We start from the raw sequence: 2098 nt of genomic DNA, 5'->3' as shown, positions 1-2098 counted from the left end.
GGCCGCCGTGCTGCTGTGGCCGGAGAGCGGGGCGGCGGGCGGCGGCCCGGCGACGCCGATCGGGGTCCCCGTCCCGACCACGCTGCCCAGCGCGGCCATCGACATGCTCCAGCTCGCCTTCAGCGCGGACGGCGCGCGGCTCACCGGGATAGCGTTCGACCAGTTCGCGCACTGGGACCTCGCGACCGGCAAGAGCACCTCCGCCGCCCTCCACTCCGACGACTGGACGCGGCCGCAGGCGCTCAGCGCGGACGGGCGGATCGCGGCGGGCGCCACGCGGAACGGCTCGTTCATGGTCCGGGACGCGCTGACCGGCAAGGTCATCGGCAGTCTCCCCGCCGGTACCCGTCCTCGCGCCGCCGCCCTCAGCCCGGACGGACGGCTGCTCGCCCACACCGGCGACGACGGCGCGCTCCAGGTGTGGGACGTCGCCGCGAAACGCGTCGTCAAGTCCGCCCCCGCCAGCAGCGCCGGCGGCAGCGGCCCCCGCCTGCTGTTCAGCCAGGACGGACGGGACGTCCTGCGCGTGGAGCAGGGCAAGGTCACGCGCACCAGGGTCGCGGACAGGCCGGTCGGCGGAGCCACCCGGGGCGTCCCGAGCCTGGCGGCCGAGATCGGGACGACGGTCGCGGCGGTCAGCCCGGACGGCTCGACGATGGCGGTCGCGACCGGCTCCGGCTCCTCGATCTCGCTCGGCCCGCCGGACGACTCCTCGGGGCGGAAGCTGGAGGGGCACACCGGGCAGGTCACCGCGGTCGCGTTCAGCCCGGACGGCCAGGTCCTCGCGAGCGGCGCCGAGGACGGGACGGTCCGCCTCTGGCACGTCGGGACGGCGCGGCAGGTCGCCGCCGTGCACGGCGATCCGAAGCGGGTCGAGTGCGTGACCTTCGCGCCGGACGGCCAGTCCTTCGCCAGCGGCGGCGCGAGCGGCGTCACCAAGCTCTGGACCTTCCCGGCCCGCTGACCGCCGACCGCCGCGCCGGTTGCACCTCACTAGTCAACAAATTGAATAATCACTATGATGGCCTCATGTCGTTGCGCAACGCGGTGCTGGCCGCCCTCCTGGACGGCGAGGCGTCCGGGTACGACCTGGCCAAGAACTTCGACGCCGGCGTCGCCAACTTCTGGATGGCGACCCCGCAGCAGCTCTACCGGGAGCTGGAGCGGATGTCCGGCGAGGGGCTGATCGAGGCGCGGGTCGTCGAGCAGGAGCGGCGGCCCAACAAGCGGCTGTTCTCGCTCACCGCCGCCGGCCGCCGCGCGCTGCGCGAGTTCACGTCCGCGCCGCCGCGGCCGGGCGCGATCCGGGACGAGCTGATGGTCAAGGTGCAGGCGGTGGACGGCGGCGACGCCGAGGCCGTGATCGAGGCCGTCCGCGAGCGGATGGCCTGGGCCGAGGCGAAGATCGCGCGGTTCGAGCGGCTGCGCGCGCGGCTGCTCGCCGGGCGCACCGAGCAGGAGCACCTCGCCGAGGCCGAGCGCGTCGGCCCCTACCTGACGCTCATGCGCGGCCTGGAGTTCGAACGGGAGAACCTGCGGTGGGGCGGGCGCGCGCTCGCCGTCCTGGAGGCCCGCCGCGCGCGAGTGGAGTGAGGACCATGCCCTACCTGCGGTACGTCGCGGTCGGCGACAGCCAGACCGAGGGACTGATGGACGGCGACGAGGTGTCCGGCTACCGGGGCTGGGCCGACCGGCTCGCCGAGACGCTGGCCGCCGCCGAGCCGGACTTCCGGTACGCGAACCTGGCCGTCCGGGGGCACCTGGCGGCCGCGATCCGCGCCGGTCAGACCGAGGCGGCGCTCGCCCTGAAACCGGACCTGGTCACCGTCATGGCCGGGATGAACGACCTCATCCGGCCGGGCTGCGACGCGGACGCCGTCGCCGCCGACCTGGACGCGATGCTCGCCGCGTTCACCGCGTCCGGCGCGACCGTGGTCACCTTCACCTTCCCGGACGTCGGCGAGATCGCGCCGCTGGCCGCGCGGCTGCGTCCCCGGGTCATGGCGTTCAACGACCGGGTGCGCGGGCAGTACTTCTGGCACCGGTTCTTCTCCCACCAGCCGGACCTCAACTACGACAACCCGGCCGTCCAGGAGGC

Annotated in this window: 3 protein-coding genes; all 3 read left to right on the top strand. The window is 74.5% G+C overall.

What is annotated here, in order from left to right; all coding sequences use genetic code 11:
• A partial coding sequence (locus AB0J52_RS37620; protein WP_500187745.1) for a WD40 repeat domain-containing protein occupies positions 1–964 on the top strand: 964 nt, incomplete at its 5' end.
• Between the two features lie 65 nt (positions 965–1029).
• A complete protein-coding gene (locus AB0J52_RS37615) occupies positions 1030–1593 on the top strand; it encodes a PadR family transcriptional regulator (RefSeq protein ID WP_500187743.1) in 564 nt (187 codons plus the stop codon).
• 5 nt (positions 1594–1598) lie between these two features.
• On the top strand, positions 1599–2098 hold a 500-nt coding region (locus tag AB0J52_RS37610; RefSeq protein WP_500187742.1), incomplete at its 3' end, for an SGNH/GDSL hydrolase family protein.

It is taken from the genome of Spirillospora sp. NPDC049652 (assembly GCF_040675125.1).
In the GTDB taxonomy this organism is placed as follows: domain Bacteria; phylum Actinomycetota; class Actinomycetes; order Streptosporangiales; family Streptosporangiaceae; genus Spirillospora.
The sequence above is the reverse complement of the archived record's forward strand: the minus strand, read 5'-3'. Positions and strand labels throughout refer to the sequence as shown.